Source organism: Thiofilum flexile DSM 14609 (genome assembly GCF_000380185.1).
GTDB classification, from domain to species: Bacteria; Pseudomonadota; Gammaproteobacteria; order Thiotrichales; family Thiotrichaceae; genus Thiofilum; species Thiofilum flexile.
This window is the reverse complement of sequence record NZ_KB904768.1, coordinates 16,269-40,426: the sequence shown is the minus strand read 5'-3', so window position 1 is coordinate 40,426 and position 24,158 is coordinate 16,269. Positions and strand designations below refer to the sequence as shown.

Sequence of the window (24,158 nt, the reverse complement as noted above, 5' to 3'; positions counted from 1 at the left end):
GCTTACTCGCTTGATACCCCCGCCACGCTTCTCCTTGGAAGCGTTGGCACTGCAGAATGCGCTTATTGTCACACACGGCTACCGGGAAACTATCCACCACATAAAGACTGGAGGGGTTATGGTCACGCCAATACCGTCCTAGGTATTGAAATAATTGCCTGATCACNCCCGACAAATGATGGACACGTCGGTTAAAGCGGCTTTTGCTCAGCATCTGGGGAATATAGCCATGCGCCTTAAGAAACTCGCACCCCTTGTCTTGATGACCCGAAAAGTACAGGGCACTGACGACTACACTCGTGATGACCTCTGCATCACTCATACGGCTGGGTTCTTCGCAGCGCTTTAGGCTCTTTAAAAGGTCGTCACAGACACAATAGAGCGCTATGATCGTTTCTTCCATGAGGCGTTCTCGTTTAAAGGGTTTGTTTTCGTCGATAGACTTTAAACGATCCTCATGGATTTTTCTTTAGCTCGCGCAACTTGGGTTTTATATATGCTAGATATTTGTGTTGTAAGTGCAACCAAGCTCACAAGTACTTCACTCGAGAAAAACCCTCGAAAGGTTGCTCTCCTTAACCGTCTTAGAGAGTTAGATAGGCCTAACAACAGCTTTTCATATCTATTTGCATTGATGGAGAAGGTCAGTGATTCACGTGGAATAGATACAGATGAAGAGTTGGAAAAGAAAATATTGTCTGACCTTGCATCTATGCGAATTTTTTTCACAAAGGCTCATATATATGAGCCTGATGATTTTATTTTGCGGTCTCTTAGGGTGCTTCGAGGTAACCCTATCGAAGAAAAAAGATCTCACTACTTAGATTTCTTAAAAGCTTTAAACGACCATTTCAAACTTGGTTCTCCTGTAGCATATAAACAACGATTAAAGATCGCTGAAGAAATAATAGAGCAAGCAAATTGTTTCAATTTTAGTAGGCAGCATCTAGTCGTTTTTATTGGTCTTGCATGCCTTTATGGTAACCCTGCTGCTAAAAAATTAATGAAATTCAAAGGTGATCCTAAAAAATTTGATGCTGAAAATGTTTTAGCGGATATTATGCTAATAACTAGATTTGCAAGTATCAAGCTTGAAATTGAGCAAATTGGACGTGACTGGAGTGGTAGATACCTTAGGTCAGAGTTTATTACAGATGACAATGGTCTTATTGATATAATTAGATGCTTCACTCCGAAACTTGTTAAGCATATAGATAAGTATAATGGTCTAGAAACTCAAATAACGATGAATGTTAAATTGAAAGATCTCCTTACAGATATAGAAATAGAAGAGTATGATTATCTACTTAATTTGTTAAATCAGACCTAGAATCTGTATAATCTACTGTTAGTTAGATGTCTTAGAAGATGGGGCATACATATAAAAGAAGAACAGTGGATGAAGTCATGGAAATGGCGCGACTGGCATTTAGGGAGATGTCGCAGATCATTTGACTAAAGAAGAGATAGATGAATTGGTTTCTTCTGCTCATTATAGCAAGTTTATTGATAGTCTGGTCGAGCCGTATCAAAGTACAAAGAGCTAGTGATGGTAGCTCAAACTACTCAGGTACTGCCAATGCCCTAACAACAAAAAACAATAACCTGAGTAGTTACCTCTATTTAATAGTGTTACTAATCAGCTATTTGCTCAGTTTAGTTTTCAGCTTTGCATAACAGTCTGGACACACTCGAATTTCCTGCACGATTTCCGTACCAGAGCCGCCGGGGTCATTTTTATGGTTCGCGGGTGCGCTATGAACCTCTCGGTTGACATTAGCTCTTGCAGGGTATTTTTTATTGCGCGTTTGTAGTGGGATGAGATTTAAAGGGATATGAGGGGGGACTTGAATATTACATTGTTGACATATAAACATTTATCGCGGCCGATATTTGAACCCTTCAGGGGGCCGATGTCCTGAAGCATTAGGTTTTGCAAAATTGCCTGAGAAAATCTAATGGAGATAACGTTGAGTGTCAATACGTTAATGGGATGCACGGTATTATTAGGGAGGCAATTATCCCCCCAACCTATTAAGAAAACAGGTTGAGGGAGTAACTATTTACTAGATCATTCTAATCTGGCTAGGATTTATTATCCGCTAGTTGCAAAGTACCCGCAGGTTCATTAGTTGGCTCGTCAATTTTCCCAGCTTCCTGCATGTCGGCATACCATAGATCATGATGCTCTTTTGCCCAATTGCTATCACAATAGCCGGTTTGCATAGCCTCAAAGGCTCCTTGCATAGCGATGGTGCCCATATAAATATGCCCCATAGCAAAGGCTATTAAAATCACGGCACCGATAGAGTGAACCCAGTGGGAATACATCATGGTATTCCGCCCCTGATCAAAATTAGGGAAATCCAACACTAAACCACTCAATACCACTAACGTCCCAGCCAATGCTATCGTCCAGTACCACGCTTTTTCTCCCGCATTATAGCGCCCCGCAGAGGCATGTTTACCGAATAAACCACCCCCTTTAAGGAGCCATTGCAGATCAATGCGGCTGGGCATATTGCCTTTTATAAAGGTAATGATCATTACCAAAAGGGCGACCCCAAAGGCAGGCCCTGCAAAGTCATGGGTACGTTTACATAGCCATGTTAGTGTACCCCCAATCTCTGCGCCAAAAACGGGGATAACTATATAGCGTCCAAACAGCAATATCACTCCAGTCAGGGCTAATACAATAAATAAAATAGCCGTAGTCCAATGCACATAACGCTGGAAGGTGCTAAAGCGTTTAATTTTTTGCCCCGAATAGCCGCCTTGAATCTTAATTTCACCGCGTATGAGCCGAAAGAGCACAATGGCTAACAGCGTGAGTCCTAATACAATAGCGGCGGTCGGAATGAGCATATCCATACGATATAAGCGCCACTCCTCACCCATAGGGTTGATCAGCGTGGTGCTATCAATACTGGTGACTTGTGAACGTACTTGCCCAGTCTCTGCACCCTCATGTCCGCGCACCGCATCCCAAAACTCAATGCCGGGGTTTTTGACTGACCCGTCATTCATAGTTCACTCCTTACTGCAAAGGTGCAGGAACTTGAGTGCTAGGTGGCACATCGTCTGCTGGCATACCCGTTGGCTCGGCGGTGGCTTTGCCTGATTCTGGTGGTACGCTGGTTACACCTGTGCCCGCAACACTAGGCTGGAATCCGGTTTGCTGTAAGCCACTGCCCCCTAATAAGGCGCTGGCGGCACGATTGACCACACGTTGGCGGTAAATATCAGACACGACACTGGCATCACCCGCAAGGAGAGCTTTGGTGGAGCACATTTCGGCACATAAGGGAAGCTTACCCTCGGCAATCCGATTGCTGCCATACTTTCTGAATTCTTCGGGACTATTATCAGCCTCTTCAGGGCCACCCGCGCAAAAAGTACATTTATCCATTTTGCCACGGGAAGAAAAAGCACCATCAGTAGGGAATTGCGGAGCACCAAAGGGACAAGCATAGAAGCAATAACCACAACCAATACAAGTGTCCTTATTGTGCAGCACAATCCCATCAGGGGTGGTGACGAAACAATTGACCGGACAGACTGCCTGACAGGGCGCATCGGAGCAATGCATACAGGCTACCGAAATCGAGCGCTCGCCCGGCTGTCCGTCTTTAATAGTGACCACCCGCCGCCGATTAATGCCCCACGGAACCTCATTGGCATTTTTGCAGGCGGTAACACAACCATTGCACTCGATGCAGCGTTCTGAATCGCAATAAAATTTCATTCTTGCCATGATAGATTCCTTAAGCTTTAGTGATGCGGCATAGACTGCATTTGGTTTCTTGCATGGCAGTCACGGAGTCATAACCATAGGTAAAGGCGGTATTACAGGCCTCCCCTAATACATAGGGATCGCTACCTTCAGGGTATTTATCCCGCAGATCTTTCCCCTGAAATACTCCACCGAAGTGGAAGGGGGTAAAGGCAACCCCCGGAGCGACCCGTTCAGTGACTAAGGCTTTAACCTTAATTTTGCCACCCTCAGCCCCTTCAACCCAAACATCATCACCCTCTTTTAAGCCCGCATTATTCGCATCGCGGGGATTAATCTCGACAAACATATGTTGTTGCAATTCTGCCAGCCACGGATTCGAGCGGGTTTCATCACCACCACCCTCGTACTCTACCAAGCGCCCGGAGGTTAGAATCATCGGATAGTCTTTAGCATGATCCGGCGTTTGCACCGATTTATAACGGGTAGGCAAACGCCAGAACGACTTACGGTCTTCATAAGTGGGATATTTTTCTATTAAATCACGGCGTGAGGTATAAAGCGGTTCGCGGTGAATGGGTACAGGATCGGGGAAAGTCCACACAATGGCACGCGCTTTAGCATTACCAAAAGGAGCACAGCCATGCTTAATGACCACCCGTTGAATACCACCGGAAAGGTCGTTTTTCCAGTTTTTGCCTTCAGCCGCTGCTTTTTCTGCCTCGGTTAAATCATCCCACCAGCCCAGCTTTTTCAGTAAGTCAGCGGTAAATTCGGGATAGCCGTCTTGAATTTCTGCCCCTTTTGACCAAGAGTCTTCGGCTAAAAGATTGACACCATTACGCTCTACACCGAAATTGGCACGGAAGTTTAGACCACCTTCAGCGACGGTGAGACGGGTATCATAGAGATTAGCGGTTCCCGGATGTTTCATCTCAGGTGTACCCCAGCAAGGCCAAGGCAAGCCATAAAACTCACCATCACAAGCCCCACCATTAGCACGTAGGCTGGTGTAATCGAAGGTTCCCCAGTTTTGCTGATGTTGTTTCAAGCGCTCAGGGCTTTGTCCAGTATAGCCAACAGTCCACATACCGCGATTGAACTCGCGTGTCACATCTTCAATCAGCGGCTCCTCACCCTTGACGCTAATGTTTTTAAACATTTCCTTGTCAAAGCCTAGTTTTTTGGTGAGCAAATACATAATGCTGTGATCAGGCTTAGACTCAAATAGCGGTTCAATGACTTGATCACGCCATTGCACCGAACGATTCGAGGCGGTAACTGAGCCATAAGTCTCAAATTGGGTCGTGGCGGGTAGGAGATAAACCCCATCTTTGCGCTCAGACATGACCGCAGAAACGGTAGGGAAGGGGTCAACAATGACCAGCATATCGAGTTTCTCGAAAGCCTTTTTCATCTCTGTGCCACGGGTTTGGCTATTAGGTGCATGACCCCACATAATCATGGCGCGAATATTGTCTTTTTGCGCTACATTGGCTTTGTCTTCTAATACCCCATCAATCCAGCGTGAAACCGGAATACCTTTGGTATTCATCACGCCGATTTCAATTTCATTGCCGTCTTTGTCTTTGCCCTTTTCATATTTTCCGGCTTCAAAGCGTCCTTTAAGCCACTCAAAATCCACATCCCAGACTTTAGCCCAGTGTTTCCAAGCACCTTCTTCTATACCATAGTAACCGGGCAGACTATCAGAGGTGACACCAAAGTCGGTAGCACCTTGCACATTATCGTGCCCCCGGAAAATATTAGTGCCACCTCCAGAGACGCCCATATTACCGAGCGCCAATTGTAGGATGCAGTAGGCACGGGTATTGTTATTACCTATGGTGTGCTGAGTACCCCCCATACACCATATCACCGTACCGGGGCGATATTGTGCCATGGTTTGAGCGGCTCTTTTGACTACCGCCTCGGAGGCTCCGGTCACGTTTTCGACCTCAGCAGGTGTCCATTTAGCGACCTCGGCTTTAATCTCCTCCATACCGTAGACGCGCTGACGGATAAATTCTTTATCTTCCCAACCATTGGCAAAAATGTGATACAGCATGCCCCAAATAAACGGCACATCCGTGCCCGGACGAATACGAATATATTGGGTAGCGTGAGCGGCTGTGCGGGTAAAGCGCGGATCAACCACAATCATAGGAGCATGATTTTCTTCTTTCGCTTTGAGAATATGTTGCAACGCTACCGGATGTGCTTCGGCAGAGTTGGCACCAATCATAAAGATAGCTTTGGCATTGTGTATATCATTGTAGGAGTTGGTCATGGCACCATACCCCCAAGTATTGGCTACCCCTGCTACGGTGGTGGAGTGGCAGATACGGGCTTGATGGTCGACGTTATTCGTCCCCCAGAGTGAAGCCATTTTACGATAGAGGTAAGCTTGCTCATTACTGTGCTTGGCAGAACCTAGCCAGTAAACAGAGTCGGGGCCGGATTGCTCACGGATTTGTAAGAGCTTATCGCCTACTTCATTAATCGCCTCATCCCAGGATAGTTTTTTCCATTTACCATCCACCAGTTTCATTGGGTATTTCAGACGGCGTTCGCCATGGCCGTGTTCGCGGATGGCCGCTCCCTTAGCACAGTGTCCGCCTAGGTTAAAGGGGTGATCAAAAGCAGGTTCTTGTTTAGTCCAAACTCCATTTTGCACCTCCGCAATAATGCCGCAGCCTACCGAGCAGTGCGAGCAAATGGTGCGTGCTATTTTAGTATTCGCAGCAGCAGGTTTGGCAGCATCAGCCGCTTGGGCTTTACGCATCATGCCAGTACTTAAGCCCGTAGCTAATAGACTACCACCTGCCATGAGGCTGGAGGTCTGCAGAAATTCACGGCGTGTGACTGATTTAATGGCAGGGGTTGCGGTCGTTACTGTACCGGTTTGCCCGCTAATTTTAGTGAGTTTCATCGCAGGCTCCTGTTAGTTTGCAGCAGTTTTATAGTAGGCAGCAATATGTGCCGTCTCACGATAGCCTTGTTTAGTCTGTGGCTCAGGTGTTGGCGCAGTCACGACTGGTTCTGCTTCCGTAGCACTCGGAAGTGCGGCGGCTAATACAGCACCTGTACTAGCAGCGAGGGTACCGCGCAGGAATCCGCGACGATTATGAGGCGTGTTAATCTGTTCAGTTGGTTTCATGCTCTGTCTCTCACTGTTGAATACTGAAATACTGTTGCTCAAACTGAATAAAAGCGCTGCCAAGTTGGGCAACAGCCTGATAAAAAGCGGCCGAAGGTGCTTGTTCTAGGTCTTGATAGAAGCGTTGTTGCCAATCGGCTATATGTCGACTAAAAAAGTGCTGTTGTTGGGCAAATTCTGCGTCGGTTTCAATAAGTATAGCCATGACCTCGCACAGGGCGGCGACATGATCTTCGGGTTCTTTGACGCTTGGATCGCGTTCAAACCCCAGTGCAAAGAGTTCCTGACGTAATAAGCTCAAAGGCTTTTCCATCAGAAAGCCGGTTAAATACCAGGAGCCATAGGGAACGATTTCACCGCGACCCATACCAATAAATAAGGCGTGAAACTCATCATCAATGGCCAATGGATCGGTATGACGAGCCGCTAAGCCTAATCCCACCAATGCGGTTGCCAAGGCATCACCTCCCTCGCTGAGGTCTGCTAGTTGTCGCGCATAGGTCAGCACCGCCTCGCTGGGAATATCACGCAATAACGCCGCTAATAAACGATAAACACTAGCGCGGTATTGCTGCTCTGGGGCGATGGCTGTGTGTTCTTCTAGTTGCATTCCCTCTCCTTCGTTCAGGGTTACTAGCAATTCCTGTACCATTATTAGGGGGAAAATACTGCCTAATAACGGTAATCAGTCTAGTATTTAGAGTTATTTCTCTCAAATATGCGACATTATGTCTTAAGCAAACTGTCTTAGTGGGGCGGTTGTGACATAGTGTCACCCATTGCACTAGGGTCTTGTACCACATCCATCACACGGCAGTCTTCACACATCTCCAAGCGCCGTAAAGCACGGGGACTCTGAAACATAGGGTGCTTAGCCAAGCGACTGAGCATAGTCGTGACCGTACTTTTACTACCAAAAGGTTTACCACACTCAACACAGCAAAATGGAGCTTCTTCGTGTAATACCTGTACTAAGCGCCGTTGCTCAGGGTCGGGGATATAAAGTGGCTGCAAATGAATAGCTTGTTCTGGGCAGCCCTTAGCACATAAACCGCACTGTACACAGTGATCGGTATGGAAACGGAGCTGGGGTCGGTCTAGCCCCCCCTCAATAGCCTGTAGTGGACAAATAGTGGCACAGGCCATGCACAGCGTACAGGCTTCTTTATTGATCACTAAAGTACCAAAAGGTGAGCCTGCGGGTAGGGTAATCGGTGTTTGAGCCGCAGGTGCAAAGCGGTATAAATAATCCAGCGCTAGAGACCATTGTTGGCGCTTATTATTCAGCCCGCCTTGTGTTGCAGGTGTAAATAGAGGCATCACGGGGGCTGGACTAATACCGGCTAGCGGTGTACCGATGGGTAATAATTGAATGGCGGTGCGGGGGTAACCTAAACCCTGTAATTGTGTGTGGGCAATGCTAAGTTGTTGTTGGATAGTCTCACGGCTGAGCGTGGTGATAGCGGCCTCATCATAGAGCAATACTTGACTAGCACCAAAGCTTAAGGCCACAAACCACAACTCTACTCCCGCACTAGCCAGTTCCTCTACGGGAAAGGGCAAAAGAGTAGGAGGGAGCTGGTCTAATGCTAGGGCGGTAGCACTGCGATGAAATAGAATTTTAGGCGCAATCCCACCCGCTTCACGGTAAGTTCGTAACATCACCCGTAATTGATCAACCGTTTGCGCAGGGGCAGGGTATTGATAACGAATAGCTCCACTAGGGCAAGTTGCCGCGCAAGCGCCCTCGCCTTGGCATAGATTGGGATTAACCTCAATCTTGCTACCTATAGAAATAATCGCCTCTGCCGCACACGCATCAATACAGCGTGTACAACCCGGCAAGCCACTACTACTGTGAGCGCAAATACTAGGGTCATAATGGAAATAACGCGGCTTGCTGAATTCGCCGATCATATCCGGTAGCTCTAATAATGTTGCAGCAAGTTCATCGGGTTGTGGGGCAAAATATCCGGGGGGCAAGACATCCCGTTGTAGGCTGGGTGGGGTTTGTAAGTCAAGAATCAGATCCGCCGCTAGGACTCTATCACCTATATCCACCATAAAGGCACCTAAATATCCGCTAATACTAAGGTCGCGCCCGTTTAATAGGGTGATTGATTGGGCAAACTGGCTAGCGGGTGCCGCTGTATCGGTCAGTATAATGTGCGGTTTTAAGGTATCGGGTAAGGATGCGGCTAGATTAATAACTGAGGCATCCCCAATCATCAACAGACGACCCTGTGACTGATAGCCTACCGAACCCACTACAGCGGTAGGATGGTGTTGTAAAGTCGCGAGGGCTTGGGTACGAGCGTGGGTGAGAGTCTCAGGTGTCATGTGCTGGTCTTCTAATAGGCGATCAAAATGCTGGCGGGCATGGCGTTCTAGTTGGTGTTTTAGGTCGGCGGTTAGTACATTACCGAGTGGCTCAAAGTAGGTAAAATCCTCACGGTAATCATTGAGTTCGTCAATCACATTGAATTCGGGCTGGCGAAATAATTGGCGCAGCGCATTCTTACGCAATTCGGTGCTGACTTTGGGGGAAAAAAAATCGCTGTAATCCGAGTGAAAATCTAGCTCCTCCAGCGTTGGCATATCAGCATCGGTCAGTTCTGGCTTGGCTGCTGGCAGGGGGGATTCGGAGGCTTCAGTGATAGCAGGGGGCGTAGCGATTGGAGTGCTTGGCTCAACCTCGACCCGCTCACGTTTGAGACGCGCCCAACGGCTTAAGAAGGTTTCATCACTCATCGCTTAATGTCCTTTATCGTCAATATCCGTGAGGCGGCGCTTTTTACGTGGCTCAGGGGCGTAATGTTCTAGTACATAAGCTTCTAGCCACTGATAGAGTTCGGCGGGTAGTGGAACGGGATAGACTTGGGCGCTGCCTTGTAAATAGGAGTTAGCTTCATCAAAGCTGAGCGTAAAATAATAGGGAATAGGCGTTCCATCCGTTGCCAGTGTAGCCAAAATATAACCACTAGGATAAGGCGATTTGAGATTATGGTAATAACTCTCACACTCATCTAAGTGCAGTTTGGCTTGTAGACCCGGATAGATGTATTGCTCAATGTCATTACTCGCATGCAGCAAGGTAGCGGGTGCTTCACTACGTTCGCCGACAATCACTCCGGTTGCCGTCCAATAGGCATCTGCCCAACGACTAACAGAGGGACGTTTTTCTAAAATAGCGACTATCGGTAATCGTTCTGGCAGGGTTTTGCTATGCACAATGTTCCTCCAATGGCGGGAGTAGGAGAGTAGGTGACAGAATTATAATAGCTATGCGCTTAACTTGCATTATTAAGACTTAGTTTGGCTTTAAAGGGTAAGTGCGTCATTTTGTCAGTCTGCCTCTCTATGATTGTGACAATTTGTCTGTTTGTTAGGCTTATTTTCTTAATAAAGGGTGTATTGAGTGTCGGTATGCTTTTTGCTAGCTGAGTCATAGTATCGCCACAGGAGGCTACTATGACCCATGATCCCGCGTTATACCTCAGTCGCGCTAGTCGAGAGGCTACCTTAGCTATTAGTGCTGTCGATGAGTATGGACAGGTACGCGATGGCTATATTTCTGCCGAATACCCGTTGACCATCTATCTGGATAAACGTGAAATTATTACCCTCATGACCATGGGGAGCCAGCCAGAACTATTGGTACTAGGGTGGTTACGCAATCAAAATTTAATCCGTGATATTAGTCAGATTAAAGCTATTCAAGTGGATTGGGAAACCGAGTCTGCGGCAGTAACTACTTATCAGGGCGTGACGGATTTAGATGAAAAGCTGGAACATAAAACCGTAACAACCGGCTGTGGACAAGGTACGGTGTTTGGCGATGTCATGGCGAGACTAGAGCAATTACGCCTGCCCGCTGTAACCTTATATCAATCACAGCTCTATGCCACTTTGCAGACCTTGACGACTCATAATGAAATCTATCGCCGTGCGGGGGCGGTACATGGTTGTGCGCTATGTGAGGGGGCAGAAATTCTCAGTTTTGTGGAGGATGTGGGGCGGCATAATGCGGTGGATACTATTGCGGGGTATATGTGGCTCAATAGTATTGAGGGTGCGGATAAGTTGTTCTATACCACCGGACGCCTGACCTCAGAAATGGTGATTAAAGTGGCACAAATGGGTATTCCCATTCTGCTCTCGCGCTCAGGTGTGACTCAAATGGGCTTGGAAATGGCGCGTAAAGTAGGGGTGTTAATGATTGCGCGTGCTAAGGGGCAACATTTTCAGGTCTATCATGGAGCCGAGCGTTTAGTGTTAGATGCTATTCCCCCTGTGCGTCCCGCTAAGGATATATCATGAGCCATGATAGCTATATGTGTGTTAAGCAGGTGGCTGATTACCTACATCTCAATGAAAAGAAAGTCTATGAGCTGGTAAAAGATAATCAGATTCCTGCCACAAAAGTCACGGGTAAATGGCTGTTTCCGCGCAGTCTCATTGACCGCTGGATTATGGAGTCGGCCTATAGTGGCTTATTATCCGACCGGCTAGCCATTGTGGGCAGTGATGATCCCTTATTTTATCGGGTGGTAATGCAATATACCCATTCGATAGCACCGCATGGTTTGGTGAGTTATTTTCCTACGGGTACGGGGGCAGGGTTGAAGCTATTGCAAATGCGCCGTGCGGATGCCTGTTGCCTCCATTGGGGGCCGAGTGAGGAGAGTCATTTACGCCATCCTGCCTTGTTGCAGCAATATCGACAGGCTAATCAATGGGTATTAGTACACCTGTTTCGTCGTGAACAAGGTTTGATGTTGCACCCCGATCTATATGCCCAGTTTGGGCAGGATCCTGAGCAGCTATTCCGCACAGCCTTACGTTGGGTCGGGCGACAAGCTGGGGCAGGTTCACAGCGTTTTCTGCAAGATATATTGAGTCAGCATGGGCTAAATGTAGATACCTTATCCGTGAGTCAAACCGCCTATTCAGAGCGTGAGGCTGCCGCACTAATTGCTATGCGTCACGCGGATATTGCACCAGGGGCGCGAGCTGCCGCTATGGAGTGTGGCTTGGCCTTTATGCCCTTTGGTTGGGAGGCGTTTGATATTGCACTGCCACGTAATATCTGGTTCCGGCATTTATTTCAAAATTTGCTCAAGTGTTTACGTAATGATAATAGCCAAAAGGCTGCATTAGGATATCGGGGCTATGATCTAGAGCGTAGTGGTGAGTTATTATGGGGAGGGGATTGATGTTTGGTTGGGAGAAGGTCAAGACTGGCTCTCACCATAAATCATAATACCCCCTCCAATGGTGACAAATAGCAACCCTATGATTTTATACATATTGATGGGTTGTATGGCTAATCCGAATAAGCCTAGTCTGCTGAGGAGTAAAGCAAAATACATCTGACCCAGAAAAACCCATAATAGAGTATTAGCAGAGCCAATTTTAGGCGCAGCGATGAACATAAATAAGATATAAAAGCTACCTAAAAAACCAGGAAGCCACATCCACCAAGTCGCCTTTTCCACCATGGGAGGAGTAATTCCCCCACTTATGACATAGGCTAAAATCAGTGAGGCGATGGCTCCGCCAATGTAGAGGTAGAAAGTGGATTGTATTTGAGAGGCTGCGGTACTTTTCTGAAAGGCATGTACTATAGCCAGTTGTAGGGGGACTATAGCGCCACCTAAGAGACTAATTAATACATAAGGCAGTATTTTCATTAGGATGTAGCTTAGGAAAAAGTAATCGGCTATTTAAGTACTTAAGCTAAAGTAACCGAGTATTTCCTCCGCAGCCGCTGTGAATACGTCCCTGTACGCTACAAGGCGGCGTCCCTGCCGCCAAGACTGCTCCAGAAATACCTGCTTACTTTTATATACTTAACTTACCATAACCGATTACTTTTTGAGTGCAAAGCTTAGTCGCCTGTAGCTACTTTTTCGCAGTCAGCAATCAGCTCGTCCAGCATTTTTACCGCTGTTTTAGCTTCGGCTTTGATTTCTTTGAGGAACGCTAATTCGCTTTTAGACACACGACCATCTTTTAAGACTAGGTCACGCAATAATTGCACTTCTTTTTGACTAATGTGTCCATCCCCTAATACCGCTGCTTTTGCAATAGTACGCCATTCTGCCATGTTGAGCCTCCTGTTCAATATTATCAATTTCGCCGTAAAACCCCGTCCGTTCACGGCGGGGATATAAGGCGAATCGGTTACAAACCGATGATTCGGTCGTTCACTTGAGTTAGAATAGTAACATGACATCCCCCCTAGTGACAGTTCTCAAAACGCTAAAAGTACGAGTCAAGGATAAGCACACGCCTATTCTGGAGCGTATGGCCTTTGAGGTGAATCAGGTGTGGAATGCGGCCAATGAAGAAGCGGCCTATTATGCACATTTACCGATTCCTGAGGTTGGTTGGCTTCATGTATACCTGAGCGCCTATGATCTTGCTAAATCTCAAGCCACTTTGCGTAAAGAACGTGGGTTTCTCATTCACTCTCAAACAGTTCAAGAAGTGACGGAAGCCCACGAGAAAGCCCGCAAGCAATTCAAGAAAAGTGAATTGCGCTGGCGTATTTCTAGTGGTTCTAAGCGTTCTTTAGGATGGATACCCTTTAAAAAAGGCGCAGCCGTATGGAAGAATGGGCAAGTTCGCTATGCGGGTCACTACTTTAAGGTATGGGATAGCTATGGACTCTCTCAATACGAGTTCCGCTCAGGCTCATTCTCTCAGGATGCTAGAGGTCGCTGGTACTTCAATGTGGTCGTAGCAGTCCCTGTTACAGAGTCGATAGCACAAGGACAAGTAGGCATTGATCTAGGACTCAAAGACACGGCTACCTGTAGCAATGGCTTAAAGCTAGAGTCCAAACAATTCTATCGAGAGCTGGAATCTAAACTGGGTATAGCTCAAAGGGCTAAACAGAAAAAACGGGTGAAAGCGATTCATGCTAAAATCAAGAATCGCCGCCTAAACTCCATTCACCAATTCACAACCCAAGTCGTTAAAAACAACGGCTTAATCATCATTGGCAATGTCAGTAGTTCAGCCCTAGCCAAAACCAAGATGGCTAAATCCGTATTAGATGCAGGCTGGTTTATGCTCAAAACACAACTGAAATACAAAGCGAGTGCGCGGTCAGGTGTGTATCTAGAAGTCAATGAATCGTACACCACCCAAGCTTGTTCGTGTTGTGGCTGCATAGGCTCCAATAGTCCGAAAGGTAGGACAGGTTTGCGAATAAGAGAATGGTCTTGCCCTGAGTGTGGAGCAATGCATGATAGAGATGTCAATGCAGCTAAGAACATTCTCGCGCTCGGACATGAGCGTCTGGCAGCAGGAATCCCCGTCCTTTAGGTCGGGGAGGATGTCAAAAAAGTTGATTACGTTTAATATCTAAATAGTGATTCACTAGCTTTGCAGCTAACTCGGTGGGCATAACATCTAACGCCGCAATACCACTGGCTTGCAGCGTCTTCATGAGTGTTGCACGAGTTTGTAAATGTTGCACAGCAGCTGCGTAGTCTAATGCCTCTGGCAGTGAGTGTATAGTTTGTTCTAGCAGAACATCAATGGCGGTTTCATGTAAACTCGCGATGACGACCGGATGGCGCTTACGCACTAATTGCAAAGCCGGTAATAAATCGCCTTGATCTTCATCACGTAAATTAGTAATCCACAGCACTAAGGCGCGGCGTTTTTGCCGTGCTACCACGCTTAAAGCGGCTTGATAATAATCAGGGGCTTGTTCACTCGGTTGCAAGTCATAGGTTTGAGTTAATAATTGCTGTAAACCATATTGCCCTTTTTTGGGTAATATCCAACGGGGTTCGGCAGTACCAAAGGTTCCGAGACCCACCGCATCGCCTTGTTTGAGGGCGACATGTGCTAAGAGCAATACGGCATTTAAGACATAATCAAAATGTGCAATGGTTTGATCATGAGCGGTCATCCTATGCCCGCAATCGACCATGATTAATACTTCTTGGTCGCGGGCTTCTTGGTATTCGCGCGTGACTAAGGCTTGAATGCGGGCGCTGGCTTTCCAGTCAATTTGGCGAATGCTATCGCCTTCTCGATAGTCGCGTAATTGATGAAAGTCCTGCCCTTCACCCCGCCTTGGGCGACGATTAATGCCCATTTGATTGAGTTGTTGTTCGGCAGCGAGCAGAGTATAACGCGCAAAAGCGGTGTAATTAGGATAAACCTTGACCTCTTGCGCTAAGGCTATTTTCCTATCTCGCCACCATAAGCCTAAGCGCGATAAGGTGCGCACTTGTAAAGTAGTAAAGTGTGCTAAGCCCCGCTTAACAGGCGTCATTTCATAGCCAACTTCAGCGTTTTGTTGTGCGGGTAATAGTAACTGCAGTGGTAAGTGTTGCGCGGTCACTTGAAAGTCGGCGGGTACGTGATCGTAGAGTTGTAAGGTTTCCGTGCGCTGACTACCCTCCACCTGAATATGCACCACTTGTGGCATACCGACCACTAAGGTCTGGGGCAGAATCCGTTTAAAATGGATAGAATGAGGTCTAATCCAACACCAGAGCGCATCTAAGAGTACTATACCCGCAACTAGGCTAGCTAAGATTAAAAAGAGGGTGTTGCCTGCTTGGGCAATACTAAACGCTAGTGCTAGAGCTACTAAAGCGACACTAAGCCAGAGCAGACGTTTACTAGGAATAATCATTGCCGTGGTGCTGCGGTTTGTTCAAGTAGGGTGGTAAGTACTTGATCATTACTGACCCCATCCAATTCTAGCTCAGCATGTAAGGCAATCCGATGGCGTAATACCGGCAGCGTAATGGCTTTAATATGATCCGGTGTGACAAAGGCTTGACCCTGTAGTAAGGCTTCAGTTCGCGCTGCACGGATTAGGGCAATACTACCACGCGGGCCTGCACCAACACGGATACCGGCATGTTGACGGGTTGCTTGTACAAGGCGTACCGCATAGTCTAATACCGCCTCATCGACCGCAATCTGAGTACATATTTGCTGCAATTCAATGATCTGCTGCGGAGTGACCACGGCTTGTACCGAGTCCAAATTAAAGCCAGAGTTGGAGTGGGCTTGGGTGACTAGCGCGGTGAGAGCCTTTTCTTCCTCTAAGGTGGGGTAGCTCATACGAATTTTTAATAAAAAACGATCAAGCTGTGCCTCAGGTAATGGATAGGTGCCTTCTTGTTCCAGTGGATTTTGAGTCGCCAAGGTCATAAAGGGGAGTGGCACAGGGTAGGATTTTCCATCAAGGGTAACCTGTTGCTCCTGCATAACTTCTAATAGGGCAGATTGGGTTTTAGCCGGAGCACGATTGATTTCATCAGCTAATAATAGATTAGTAAAAATAGGCCCTTTGCGGACTTGGAATTGCTGGGTTTCCCGATCAAATAGGGTATGCCCAGTAATATCGGCGGGCATGAGGTCTGGGGTGAATTGAATGCGCCCAAACTGCCCGCTAATGGTTTGGGCTAACGCTCGCACCAATAAGGTTTTACCCAAGCCCGGCACCCCCTCAATCAATACATGCCCACCGGCTAACAGTGCCAATAGTGTTTCATGTACTACCGTTTCTTGACCGATTAAGGCGGTTTGAATTTGTGTGCGAATCTGTTGTAGTACTTGGCTGGCGGTATTAATTTGATCTTGCATGTTGCGCGTGTCTCCAATATTGATTGAGCTGTGCGAGCTGTATTAACTCAGCCTCTTTTAATTCGGGTGCTTGGAATAAGGTTTGGATAGTAGTGAGATCTAGCTGTAAGGGATGACCGAGTGCTTGCCAGCGTTCTGCCTCTCCCCAATTAAACCAAGAGTGGAGTTGTTTTTGGGCTACTTGCAAGGTATCGCGGCGTAAGCTTTCAATCATCGTGCTGCGTCCTTGTGGTTGCTGAAACCATTGAAAACGACTGCTAGCTTTTAGATGTTCAATAATACGGCGGCGTGTAGGGGGCGGTAGTGGAATGAGTGCTCCCCAACGCGGCATCCACGCCCAAGCACTTAATACTAATAAAGCACCGAAACTAAATAGCACTAAGGTGCCATAATTCCAGAGTAAGGTGAGAAGCGAAGGGAAATCTTGATCGCGGATAATCCACACCTGTGTAGGAGTATGCTGGAGGTGCAGCAGCGACCAAAAAAACTCCGCATTATCCTCATCACCTAAGCTAGTGTTATCAGCAAAATCAAATTCACTGACTACGGTTACTGCGCCCTTACCCTGTCGTTTATGCACTAGCCAATAATCACCTTTAGGACTTTTGAGCGCCCACTCGTGCTCAGTGCTTTTAATGGCACGAAATAAATCAAAATCGACCACCAACTCCTGTTTAGAGGAGGGTAGCTGGGCTTTGAGGGGTAGATCATCCGTGCTCATTGATTGATAGCGTCCGCCTTGAATCTGGAGTCGCTCTTGCAATAGGTCATGGCTTTGACTGCTTTTTTTATCAGTAGGTGCTGGTTTATCCTGAGAGTTATTGGTGCTGTCCTCAGTATCTTTTTCAGTGTTTTCTTCAAATTCTTCTTTATCTTTTGAGGTATTACGATTACGTAGGCGGGTGACTAAATGTCCCCCTTGTTCTACCCAAGCCCATAGCTCTTGGATTTTATCTTGGCTAAGCACATAACGCTCGCTGTCTAGCACTAATACCGTTTGCGTATCGGGCAAAGTAAACTGCGTTTTAGACTCAGTGGCAATCCCCATGCGCTTTAAAAATAGCCGTGAATAGTAAAGGTTATTGTGAGCAGCCTCGCCTTGCGCCCCGATTTGCTCCTCATAGCCCTTGAGTTCGTAATGAGTAAAAAACCAATAACCCGCCCCTGCTATGACCGCAGCTACTAATAGGCTAATTAATAAGGTATGAAGGTGATCTTTCATACGGCCTCGGCTTGTTGTCGTGCATGGAGTAATTGATTCAGTACCTCATTGGCAGGAGGGATATGACCATAGGCGGTTTGTTGCCAATAATGGGTCAATAGCGTGAGGTAAGCGAGTTGCGGATCCGAGCTTTTAGGTTGGGCTAGAACTAATACATCGCCCTCGGTATGATGAGCTTGAATCTGTACTTGTTGCTGATGGGTCAGCTGATACAAAGCGCTGCGATAGAGCAAACTTAATGCTTCACGATAGTGGCCTTGTTGCCAAGCCTGTTGAGCGGCGGCGGGAATATCACTAGGTAAACTCTCCGCACTGACGGCTAAACCAAATAAAGTCTTTGGTGGGGAAAAAGCGGGTGCTTTGTGTTGATAAGGTCTTAATAGCTTAAGCAGCGTGGCGCGATAAATAAATGCCAGAATTAAACCAATCACCATAAACACCCATAAACTGCCTTCAAATACCTGAGCCAAGCTGGTAATCATCTGATCTGAAACGGATGCTTTCTTAGCCGTTTCGTCCTTCTCTTGCTTTTTCGCAACCCAACGGTGCACAGTGCGTTTTTGCACTTCATTCTCATCTAAAATAGCTTCGATTTGCTGTTTAGCTTGACTAGGGGCTAAACGCTCTTGAGCGATAGGCTCTGTTGCGGTTGATTCAGCGGCGTAGTTGGGGGTAGGTACATGACCAAGGAGCAAAATAATAATTACCCCTAGGCTTACTGTTAAGGTGTTAGCTTTTTGACTTAATCGCTGTGCTAGTGTGCGTAATGATTGTTCAATATCCCAAGCTTCTAGTTGTATGCGGCGATTCAAATAGAGCGTTAAGCCTGCCGCCACATAAAAAGGTTCTATGACTATAATGCCCAGTAGCCAAAAGCCATAATCAAGCAAGTGATGCCAATACTCTTCTTTACGATCGATATAGCCCGTGAAAATATTGCGAATATGTTCATAGGTCGCATCACTAGGGTCAAATACCAATAATAAACCATAACAAGATAGAAAAATGGACAGTTGAGCTAGGAAGAGACTAATCGTTAAGAGAGCCGCATGACGATTAAATTGACTCACTAACAGGGTGCGGCGTTTACGTGCGGCTGAGCCTTTTAGACCCTCTAATTGCCACACAGGTTGTACATAAGAGCGTACTAAGGAAAAGCGTTTCCATGTGAGTGCGGCGCTTAAATCGCTCTGACGTAGTAGGGAGGGTATCGCATTAAACCACTGTATTAGGGTGAGGGGCTGCCCGGTCACCACTCGACTCAAACCGTATAATAAAAAACGGTCATATAAGGGCTTAAACCACCAGATGACAATTAAACCAATCCAGAGTTTTTCTGAAGGTAATACCGCCCAAAAAAATAGTCCCACCAAGAGTATGAATAAAATCCATCCTTGCCAGATCAGAGGGGATGACTGCGTTAAGCGTAAACCTAAGTCAAGCGCCTCAAAAGGTAGGCGTTCGCGTAGGGTAATGGTGAGTTTAGGTGTCATAGATTCACCTGCTGCACACTATGTTTACGTCCCCCCCAGCCTAACCAAGCAAGAGTGAGCACCCAAAGCACAGCTCCTACCGTATATTTAATGCTGAGTGGTGTTTGTGCTTGAGAAGACCAAAAGGCTTCCACAAAGGCCGCCATTAAAAATAACAAAGCAGCACCGTACATCAATTGGATCGCAATCCGCCCATTAGTACGTAGCGCATAGAGCCTAGTTTGACGTCCGGGGAATAGTAGCGCCTGAGTGAGCTTAAAACCTGCCGCACCGGATAGGGCTATAGCGGTTAACTCAAAGGCACTATGCCCGACCACAAAGCCCCAAAAGGTATCATTATAACCCAGATAAGTCAGATGCCCGGCGACTGCGCCTAAAACTATGCCATTGAATAACAAGATAAATAGTGTACCAACACCCAAGAGTAAGCCACTGGTAAAAGCCTGAAACCCAATGCTGGTATTATTGCGAATATAGTGCCCGAACATATACACATCGCTATCCGCCTCCCGCTCACGCCCTAAGCGGTCATGTAATTTGGGATCATACATGGACTCCATTTGCGCTACCTGCATAGGATCCAGCACGGAATACACTAAATCCGGTTGCCATTGCGTCAGGAAAATAAAGAGCAGCATACTGCCATAAAAGATGGCTACCGATAGTGCGACTACACGCCATTGCGCACGCACTTGAGCGGGAAATTGTAGCGCTAAAAAATTCCAAGCCTGAGTCCAAATAGGCTCACGCTCACGGTAGAATTGCTGATGCCCTGCGACGACTAAATGATTTAACCGTTCTAATAACTGCGGACTATAATGGCGGGCTTGTGCTAGGGCTAAATGATGGCAGGTTTGACGATAGAGTTCGGCAAATTGCCCACTAGGTGCGCTCTGTGCTTGCTGCTTATGTTTAGATAAAGCTAAATAATCGAGCCAAGCTTGTAATTGAGTCCAGACCGTTTGGTAATGCTCAATAAATTGTAATTGCTTCATGAGTTGGCTACCTGTTTAGGCGTCAGGGTATGTTGCCCCGCAATCCATACGGCATAGCGTTGTAAGGTCAGACTAGGGGGTTGTCCTTGAGTGAGTGTGCTTGCGGTAATTTGAGCAAGTTCATCCGCCCGTGCGGTGGTGAGAGTACGGTAACGTTCGGCAAATTGTAGTAACGTTTGTTGCTCTTGAATCAGTAAGGGTTGGGGCAGTGGCAAAGGCTCCACGGCGGGTAGGGCGCGATGAGCATGAAGATGTGGCTTATATACTACTAATGTATCGGCGGCTAAATCGCCTAAGCGTTGGAAATGCCGTGTGAAAAGTAAGCTGATCACCCCAAAACCATAAAAAAATGGCATAAAATCAACAAAGCGAATCAAGTTACGCAATAGTGAGGCTGAAAAGGTAACCGGACTCCCATCGCGTTGTACGGTATAAAGCTCAAATAAGCGCTTGCCGGGGGTTTGGCCTTGATGACGCCATTCAAACCACACTGGATACCACCATTCTAATAGGAAGATCAAAATCAAGGTTAAGCCCCCACCGAGATAGCCTAGTAGCCCTAAGATGCTGATCAGCGTAATACCCACGCCAAACCGGATCAGTAAATCAATCAACCAAGCCATAAAGCGTGGTACAAACCCTGCGGGGGTGAGTGTTAGGGCAATACCTTCAGGGGTATGCACCGTGTATAAAGTATCTAATTGCATGTAAGAATGGCGCTTTGTTGCAGGTCGACGTATGATTGGGCATTTTTTGCAACAGAATGATGTTCGAGTGCAGTGATGTCAATAAGAATCCGGTCAAGGTGTCGATTAACCAGACTAAATTACTAGCACTTAAACCCACAATAATGAGGACAACATGTTTACGCTCGAAAAGCTTGAGAACTCTACCCCGATTTTACCTGTTACTGTCGATACACTCGCCGAGGTAAGGGCGCATTTACCCACCTTTGTCCATAACTGGTTAGATCTCAATAAATTTACGGGTAAACCCGGCGAGATTTGTATTATTCCAGCACTATCTGGCAAGTTAGGGACGGCTTTGGTGGGGTATGACCCAGCAGCTACGGCCTTGTGGTCTATTGCCGGTTTACCCGCTCAATTACCCGAAGGACATTATCATCTGGAGGCTAATTGGAGTGAAAACGACCAAATGTTAGCCGCTATCGGCTGGGGTTTGGGGCAATATGAGTTTGCCATTACGAAAAAACCTCAGGAGCCAGAGCAGCGCAAACTCTATTTATCGGCTCATTATGAGCGGGTTGTAGCGTTTGTTAATGCGATTAATAGCGTGCGGGATTTAGTCAATATGCCCGCCAATCGTATGATGCCAGAGCATTTAGCGGTGCATATGCACACGTTGGCGGATGAGTTTGATGCCTCCTTCCAGCAATTAGTCGGGGATGATTTAATCGAGCACGGCTACCCAGCAGTGTATGAAGTAGGGCGTGCTAGTAAGCATAAACCCCGTGTGCTCGAACTGCATTGGGGCGATAAGAAAAATCCTGAAGTCGTATTGGTCGGCAAGGGCGTGTGCTTTGATACAGGCGGGTTAGATATGAAGCCCTCCTCAGCTATGCGCTTAATGAAAAAAGATATGGGTGGAGCCGCGCATGTGATTGCCTTGGCTCGCCTGATTATGCAAATGAATTTACCGATTTGCTTAAGAGTGCTGGTGCCTGCGGTGGATAATGCCATAGGAGGCGATGCCTTCCGTCCGGGGGATGTGATTAATACCCGTGCAGGTAAAACGGTGGAGGTGGATAATACCGATGCGGAAGGGCGCTTGATCTTATGTGATGCCTTAACGGCTGCCTGTGAGCATGAGCCTGCTTTAGTGATTGATTTTGCCACTTTAACAGGTGCTGCCCGTGTGGCATTAGGGACTGAGGTGCCGGTGTTTTTCAGTAATAGTCGCCCACTCACACAACAAGTCCAACAAGCCTCCGCCGATGTGGATGAGTTAATGTGGAATTTACCCCTCTATAAACCGTATATGCATCAACTGAAAACCCAATTTGCGGATTTAAAAAATAGTGGGGATAGTTATGGTGGGGCGATTACGGCGGCTTTATTTTTGAATGAGTTTGTGCCAGACACTATTCCGTGGTTACATATTGATATGATGGCGTGGAATTTACGCGCACGTCCCGGTCGTCCAGTGGGCGGGGAGGCTATGGGTTTATTTGCAGTTTATCATTATCTGGAACAAACTTTTCAAACGATGATTCCTGATTAAGCAGGTATAGCAAAGTAATCGAGTATTTCCTCCGCAGCCGCTGTGAAAAAATCGTCAGGAGCGATTTTTCACGCCAGCTTGAGAGGCGCAAGGACGCGCCGAATAATACATCTTTGCCGCCAAGGCTGCTCCAGAAATACCCGATTACTTTGGCTCAAGTACTTAATTAAATAGTTAAAAAAATAACATTCAGGGGGTAAACGATGGAAAAGCGTTTGGCGTATCGAGTCTTATTTATTGGTAATTCGTATACCGAGGGTTTGCGTACGGCTTTAGTGCCACTCTTACCAGCCACGTTACAAGACTCGGTTTTTGTTGAGTTCTTTACCAGAGGTGGAAGCAATCTGGCATGGCATTGGGAAAATCAAGAGTTACAAGAGAAGATTAGGCAAGGGCGCTGGGACTATGTAGTGTTACAAGAGCAAAGCCAAACGCCGACTCTAGTAGGGCAGGCCCCTTATGAGAACTTTGTGCAGGCACTGGGGCAGTTTTGCTCCCTGATTAAAGCATCCGGTGCCGTTCCAGTGTTATTTATGACTTGGGGAGCCTGTTATGGTGATCGTAGAAATCCTAGTATTAGCCCCGATTATTGGGTGATGCAGCAGCACCTAAGCGATGCTTATCGCAGCATGGCGCAACATTATGAAACCCACTTAGTACCCGTAGGCGAAGCGTGGGCTTATGTGCGGCGGCATGCGGTGACGTTGGGTGATCGTTTATATCAGGACGATGGGCATCACCCCTCTAAATTAGGCAATTATCTATCTGCCTGTATGTTTAGCCGTTATTTATGGCAGAAAGATGTGCTGACCCATCCCACTGTTAAACTAACGCCTTTGGAACGGGAGTCTTTTATGGCTGCTATAGCTAGCACCCTTAAGCAGGGACAAATTTTATCATGACGCGCTTAACGAATATTAGCGAACCCCCATTGGGCGAAGCCGTGCCGAATTGGAAACCTTGTCCGCGTCCTCAAACACTCTTATTAGCAGGGCGCTATTGTCGTTTAGAGCGCTTAAATCCCGCTCAGCATGCCACCGACCTCTGGCATGCCCAACAATTAGCCCCTAATGGACATGATTGGGCGTATTTACCCTATGGGCCTTTTGAGAGCTTAACCAGTTATACCACTTGGCTAGAAAGTGTGTGCTCGCTAGAAGACCCCTATTTTTTCGCCATTATTGATCTAGCAACGGAACAAGCGCTAGGGGTCGCCAGTTTATTGCGAATTGACCCTAATAATGGGGTAATTGAGGTAGGGCATATTTATTACTCGCCTCTTTTGCAGCATACCCGTATGGCTACCGAGGCCATGTATTTACTCATGCGTTATAGTTTTGAGCTAGGCTATCGGCGTTATGAGTGGAAATGTAATGACTTAAATGAGCCGTCTAAACGCGCGGCGGAACGTTTAGGCTTTAGCTTTGAGGGGATTTTTCGTCAGGCGGCGGTAATCAAAGGTTTTAACCGTGATACCGCTTGGTATTCACTGCTCGATAAAGAATGGCCTCTTTGCCAATCCGCCTTTGAGCACTGGCTTAATCCCACTAATTTTGATGCCAAGGGGCAGCAAATCAAAAGCTTAGCTCAATGGCGTGCAATGCCCACTTAAATACCCTTTAAAACAGAGCAATCAGCCGAACTAACCCGTTTTAGCTATACTACTGAGCGGGTTTAGTTAGGCAAG

The 24,158-nt window shown here is 47.0% G+C and carries 23 protein-coding genes; 7 read left to right on the top strand and 16 right to left on the bottom strand.

Going from position 1 to position 24,158, the window contains the following annotated elements:
- Window positions 1-457: 457 nt before the first annotated feature.
- Window positions 458-1,330, top strand: coding sequence for a hypothetical protein (locus A3IK_RS0109720; protein ID WP_020559797.1), 873 nt, complete (start codon window positions 458-460; stop codon window positions 1,328-1,330).
- 313 nt (window positions 1,331-1,643) lie between these two features.
- Here A3IK_RS0109720 and A3IK_RS21320 read toward each other — a convergent pair whose 3' ends face one another.
- From A3IK_RS21320 to A3IK_RS20305, 8 genes are all read right to left on the bottom strand, one after another.
- A complete protein-coding gene (locus tag A3IK_RS21320) occupies window positions 1,644-1,877 on the bottom strand; it encodes a hypothetical protein (RefSeq protein ID WP_162596636.1) in 234 nt (77 codons plus the stop codon).
- Between the two features lie 208 nt (window positions 1,878-2,085).
- Entirely contained in the window at window positions 2,086-3,027 is a 942-nt protein-coding gene (locus A3IK_RS19095) for a formate dehydrogenase subunit gamma (RefSeq protein ID WP_020559796.1), read from the bottom strand.
- 10 nt (window positions 3,028-3,037) lie between these two features.
- Window positions 3,038-3,754 (bottom strand): formate dehydrogenase FDH3 subunit beta, encoded by a 717-nt coding sequence (gene fdh3B / locus A3IK_RS19090; protein WP_083915712.1) that lies wholly within the window; start codon window positions 3,752-3,754, stop codon window positions 3,038-3,040.
- Window positions 3,755-3,764: 10 nt separating this feature from the next.
- Window positions 3,765-6,665, bottom strand: coding sequence for a formate dehydrogenase subunit alpha (locus A3IK_RS0109705; RefSeq protein ID WP_020559794.1), 2,901 nt, complete (start codon window positions 6,663-6,665; stop codon window positions 3,765-3,767).
- A gap of 12 nt (window positions 6,666-6,677) precedes the next feature.
- Window positions 6,678-6,893: a hypothetical protein gene (locus A3IK_RS0109700; RefSeq protein ID WP_020559793.1), complete on the bottom strand. Its 216-nt coding sequence runs from the start codon at window positions 6,891-6,893 to the stop codon at window positions 6,678-6,680.
- Window positions 6,894-6,903: 10 nt separating this feature from the next.
- Window positions 6,904-7,503, bottom strand: a complete 600-nt coding sequence (locus tag A3IK_RS19085) for a TorD/DmsD family molecular chaperone (protein ID WP_020559792.1) — start codon at window positions 7,501-7,503, stop codon at window positions 6,904-6,906.
- Window positions 7,504-7,640: 137 nt separating this feature from the next.
- The gene (locus A3IK_RS19080) at window positions 7,641-9,644 is read right to left on the bottom strand and encodes a DUF3306 domain-containing protein (protein WP_020559791.1); all 2,004 of its coding nucleotides are present in this window, start codon (window positions 9,642-9,644) and stop codon (window positions 7,641-7,643) included.
- A gap of 3 nt (window positions 9,645-9,647) precedes the next feature.
- Window positions 9,648-10,124 (bottom strand): DUF3305 domain-containing protein, encoded by a 477-nt coding sequence (locus A3IK_RS20305; RefSeq protein WP_020559790.1) that lies wholly within the window; start codon window positions 10,122-10,124, stop codon window positions 9,648-9,650.
- Window positions 10,125-10,364: 240 nt separating this feature from the next.
- Between A3IK_RS20305 and A3IK_RS0109680 the strand changes: the two genes are divergently transcribed.
- On the top strand, window positions 10,365-11,213 hold the full coding sequence (locus tag A3IK_RS0109680) for a formate dehydrogenase accessory sulfurtransferase FdhD (RefSeq protein ID WP_020559789.1): 849 nt from the start codon (window positions 10,365-10,367) through the stop codon (window positions 11,211-11,213).
- Window positions 11,210-12,109, top strand: a complete 900-nt coding sequence (locus tag A3IK_RS0109675) for a helix-turn-helix transcriptional regulator (protein ID WP_020559788.1) — start codon at window positions 11,210-11,212, stop codon at window positions 12,107-12,109. The genes A3IK_RS0109680 and A3IK_RS0109675 overlap by 4 nt, the downstream gene beginning before the upstream one ends.
- 18 nt (window positions 12,110-12,127) lie before the next feature.
- Here the strand turns inward: A3IK_RS0109675 and A3IK_RS0109670 are convergent, their stop codons facing one another.
- Together A3IK_RS0109670 and A3IK_RS0109665 are read right to left on the bottom strand one after the other, a co-directional pair.
- Window positions 12,128-12,586, bottom strand: coding sequence for a DMT family transporter (locus A3IK_RS0109670; RefSeq protein WP_020559787.1), 459 nt, complete (start codon window positions 12,584-12,586; stop codon window positions 12,128-12,130).
- A 197-nt stretch (window positions 12,587-12,783) separates the two neighbouring features.
- A complete protein-coding gene (locus A3IK_RS0109665; protein WP_020559786.1) occupies window positions 12,784-13,002 on the bottom strand; it encodes a hypothetical protein in 219 nt (72 codons plus the stop codon).
- 122 nt (window positions 13,003-13,124) lie between these two features.
- Between A3IK_RS0109665 and A3IK_RS0109660 the strand changes: the two genes are divergently transcribed.
- Complete coding sequence (locus A3IK_RS0109660) at window positions 13,125-14,228, top strand: RNA-guided endonuclease InsQ/TnpB family protein (protein WP_020559785.1); 1,104 nt, start codon at window positions 13,125-13,127, stop codon at window positions 14,226-14,228.
- Between the two features lie 13 nt (window positions 14,229-14,241).
- On the opposite strand, the gene A3IK_RS0109655 is transcribed toward A3IK_RS0109660, so the two are convergent.
- Genes A3IK_RS0109655 through A3IK_RS19070 form a run of 6 tightly spaced genes read right to left on the bottom strand, consistent with a single transcriptional unit; the run spans window position 14,242 to window position 20,937 of the window.
- On the bottom strand, window positions 14,242-15,558 hold the full coding sequence (locus A3IK_RS0109655; protein ID WP_020559784.1) for a DUF58 domain-containing protein: 1,317 nt from the start codon (window positions 15,556-15,558) through the stop codon (window positions 14,242-14,244).
- Complete coding sequence (locus A3IK_RS0109650; RefSeq protein ID WP_020559783.1) at window positions 15,555-16,520, bottom strand: AAA family ATPase; 966 nt, start codon at window positions 16,518-16,520, stop codon at window positions 15,555-15,557. Before A3IK_RS0109650 ends, A3IK_RS0109655 begins: the two co-directional genes overlap by 4 nt.
- Entirely contained in the window at window positions 16,504-17,742 is a 1,239-nt protein-coding gene (locus tag A3IK_RS0109645; protein WP_020559782.1) for a DUF4350 domain-containing protein, read from the bottom strand. Before A3IK_RS0109645 ends, A3IK_RS0109650 begins: the two co-directional genes overlap by 17 nt.
- Window positions 17,739-19,235 carry a hypothetical protein gene (locus A3IK_RS0109640; RefSeq protein WP_020559781.1) on the bottom strand — a complete coding sequence of 499 codons (1,497 nt, stop codon included), beginning with the start codon at window positions 19,233-19,235 and terminating at the stop codon, window positions 17,739-17,741. The genes A3IK_RS0109645 and A3IK_RS0109640 overlap by 4 nt, the downstream gene beginning before the upstream one ends.
- A complete protein-coding gene (locus A3IK_RS0109635; protein WP_020559780.1) occupies window positions 19,232-20,230 on the bottom strand; it encodes a stage II sporulation protein M in 999 nt (332 codons plus the stop codon). The genes A3IK_RS0109640 and A3IK_RS0109635 overlap by 4 nt, the downstream gene beginning before the upstream one ends.
- Entirely contained in the window at window positions 20,227-20,937 is a 711-nt protein-coding gene (locus A3IK_RS19070) for an RDD family protein (RefSeq protein WP_020559779.1), read from the bottom strand. The genes A3IK_RS0109635 and A3IK_RS19070 overlap by 4 nt, the downstream gene beginning before the upstream one ends.
- Before the next feature lie 154 nt (window positions 20,938-21,091).
- Between A3IK_RS19070 and A3IK_RS0109625 the strand changes: the two genes are divergently transcribed.
- From A3IK_RS0109625 to A3IK_RS0109615, 3 genes are all read left to right on the top strand, one after another.
- Complete coding sequence (locus A3IK_RS0109625) at window positions 21,092-22,471, top strand: leucyl aminopeptidase family protein (protein ID WP_020559778.1); 1,380 nt, start codon at window positions 21,092-21,094, stop codon at window positions 22,469-22,471.
- A 203-nt stretch (window positions 22,472-22,674) separates the two neighbouring features.
- A complete protein-coding gene (locus A3IK_RS0109620; RefSeq protein WP_020559777.1) occupies window positions 22,675-23,373 on the top strand; it encodes an SGNH/GDSL hydrolase family protein in 699 nt (232 codons plus the stop codon).
- Window positions 23,370-24,083, top strand: a complete 714-nt coding sequence (locus A3IK_RS0109615) for a GNAT family N-acetyltransferase (protein ID WP_020559776.1) — start codon at window positions 23,370-23,372, stop codon at window positions 24,081-24,083. Before A3IK_RS0109620 ends, A3IK_RS0109615 begins: the two co-directional genes overlap by 4 nt.
- The last annotated feature ends 75 nt before the right edge of the window (window positions 24,084-24,158 follow it).

What these genes read in the sequence shown, in the direction of transcription:
- A3IK_RS0109720 (WP_020559797.1), top strand. Translation starts at nt 458, where the DNA reads ATGGATTTTTCTTTAGCTCGCGCAACTTGGGTTTTATATATGCTAGAT.
- A3IK_RS21320 (WP_162596636.1), bottom strand. Translation starts at nt 1,877, where the DNA reads ATGTTTATATGTCAACAATGTAATATTCAAGTCCCCCCTCATATCCCT.
- A3IK_RS19095 (WP_020559796.1), bottom strand. Translation starts at nt 3,027, where the DNA reads ATGAATGACGGGTCAGTCAAAAACCCCGGCATTGAGTTTTGGGATGCG.
- fdh3B (WP_083915712.1), bottom strand. Translation starts at nt 3,754, where the DNA reads ATGGCAAGAATGAAATTTTATTGCGATTCAGAACGCTGCATCGAGTGC.
- A3IK_RS0109705 (WP_020559794.1), bottom strand. Translation starts at nt 6,665, where the DNA reads ATGAAACTCACTAAAATTAGCGGGCAAACCGGTACAGTAACGACCGCA.
- A3IK_RS0109700 (WP_020559793.1), bottom strand. Translation starts at nt 6,893, where the DNA reads ATGAAACCAACTGAACAGATTAACACGCCTCATAATCGTCGCGGATTC.
- A3IK_RS19085 (WP_020559792.1), bottom strand. Translation starts at nt 7,503, where the DNA reads ATGCAACTAGAAGAACACACAGCCATCGCCCCAGAGCAGCAATACCGC.
- A3IK_RS19080 (WP_020559791.1), bottom strand. Translation starts at nt 9,644, where the DNA reads ATGAGTGATGAAACCTTCTTAAGCCGTTGGGCGCGTCTCAAACGTGAG.
- A3IK_RS0109680 (WP_020559789.1), top strand. Translation starts at nt 10,365, where the DNA reads ATGACCCATGATCCCGCGTTATACCTCAGTCGCGCTAGTCGAGAGGCT.
- A3IK_RS0109675 (WP_020559788.1), top strand. Translation starts at nt 11,210, where the DNA reads ATGAGCCATGATAGCTATATGTGTGTTAAGCAGGTGGCTGATTACCTA.
- A3IK_RS0109670 (WP_020559787.1), bottom strand. Translation starts at nt 12,586, where the DNA reads ATGAAAATACTGCCTTATGTATTAATTAGTCTCTTAGGTGGCGCTATA.
- A3IK_RS0109665 (WP_020559786.1), bottom strand. Translation starts at nt 13,002, where the DNA reads ATGGCAGAATGGCGTACTATTGCAAAAGCAGCGGTATTAGGGGATGGA.
- A3IK_RS0109660 (WP_020559785.1), top strand. Translation starts at nt 13,125, where the DNA reads ATGACATCCCCCCTAGTGACAGTTCTCAAAACGCTAAAAGTACGAGTC.
- A3IK_RS0109655 (WP_020559784.1), bottom strand. Translation starts at nt 15,558, where the DNA reads ATGATTATTCCTAGTAAACGTCTGCTCTGGCTTAGTGTCGCTTTAGTA.
- A3IK_RS0109650 (WP_020559783.1), bottom strand. Translation starts at nt 16,520, where the DNA reads ATGCAAGATCAAATTAATACCGCCAGCCAAGTACTACAACAGATTCGC.
- A3IK_RS0109645 (WP_020559782.1), bottom strand. Translation starts at nt 17,742, where the DNA reads ATGAAAGATCACCTTCATACCTTATTAATTAGCCTATTAGTAGCTGCG.
- A3IK_RS0109640 (WP_020559781.1), bottom strand. Translation starts at nt 19,235, where the DNA reads ATGACACCTAAACTCACCATTACCCTACGCGAACGCCTACCTTTTGAG.
- A3IK_RS0109635 (WP_020559780.1), bottom strand. Translation starts at nt 20,230, where the DNA reads ATGAAGCAATTACAATTTATTGAGCATTACCAAACGGTCTGGACTCAA.
- A3IK_RS19070 (WP_020559779.1), bottom strand. Translation starts at nt 20,937, where the DNA reads ATGCAATTAGATACTTTATACACGGTGCATACCCCTGAAGGTATTGCC.
- A3IK_RS0109625 (WP_020559778.1), top strand. Translation starts at nt 21,092, where the DNA reads ATGTTTACGCTCGAAAAGCTTGAGAACTCTACCCCGATTTTACCTGTT.
- A3IK_RS0109620 (WP_020559777.1), top strand. Translation starts at nt 22,675, where the DNA reads ATGGAAAAGCGTTTGGCGTATCGAGTCTTATTTATTGGTAATTCGTAT.
- A3IK_RS0109615 (WP_020559776.1), top strand. Translation starts at nt 23,370, where the DNA reads ATGACGCGCTTAACGAATATTAGCGAACCCCCATTGGGCGAAGCCGTG.